The sequence below is a fragment of the Vibrio sp. 2132-1 genome (genome assembly GCF_033344315.1).
Map to the genome: position 1 here is coordinate 1 of NZ_JAWPON010000474.1, position 630 is coordinate 630.

The window sequence follows — 630 nt, forward strand, 5'->3', positions numbered from 1 at the left end:
ACAAGAGTTGAACCTTAGCCGCAACACGGTGATTTCTGCCTACGAACAGTTAGTTGCTGAAGGGTACTTGGTCAGCCAGCGTGGCTCTGGTTTTTTTGTTGCTGTTGAGTTGCCAGAACAATACTTACCTGAAAAGTTGCCAACTCAAGCTGCCAACCTTCCGCCAGCAGCGTTGGATGTGAATGCCAGTTTCGCGCCTGGTGTACCCGATTTATCGCTTTTTCCAACCGCTTTGTGGCAAAAATATCTCAATCGTCATTTATCCCGCACGTGTCTGTTAGGCAATCAAGACATTCAAGGTAGCTGGGAGCTTCGATGCGCTTTGTCGGATTACTTAGCGTCGAGCCGTTCAGTGAACTGCTCGCCTAGTCGAATCATCATCACGTCAGGCGCGCAGCAAGCGTTGTGTATCGCCACCATGGCAACATTAACGGCAGGAAGTAGAGTGCTAATGGAACAGCCAGGTTATGCGCAGATGCGCAAGTTGATCCTGTTTCAGCAATATCAATTTGAACCGTTATTCGTAAGACAAAAAGTGGGTTTTGATATTGATTCCGTCACGCAAAGTACTGCAGATGCACTCTATATCACGCCAAGTAACCAATATCCGATGGGGACGACTTTAAACAC

The 630-nt window shown here is 47.6% G+C and carries 1 protein-coding gene; it reads left to right on the forward strand.

Annotated elements, in window-relative coordinates; all coding sequences use genetic code 11:
• Window positions 1-630 (forward strand): PLP-dependent aminotransferase family protein (locus R8N47_RS26130; RefSeq protein WP_318186220.1); only part of this gene is annotated, 630 nt, incomplete at both ends.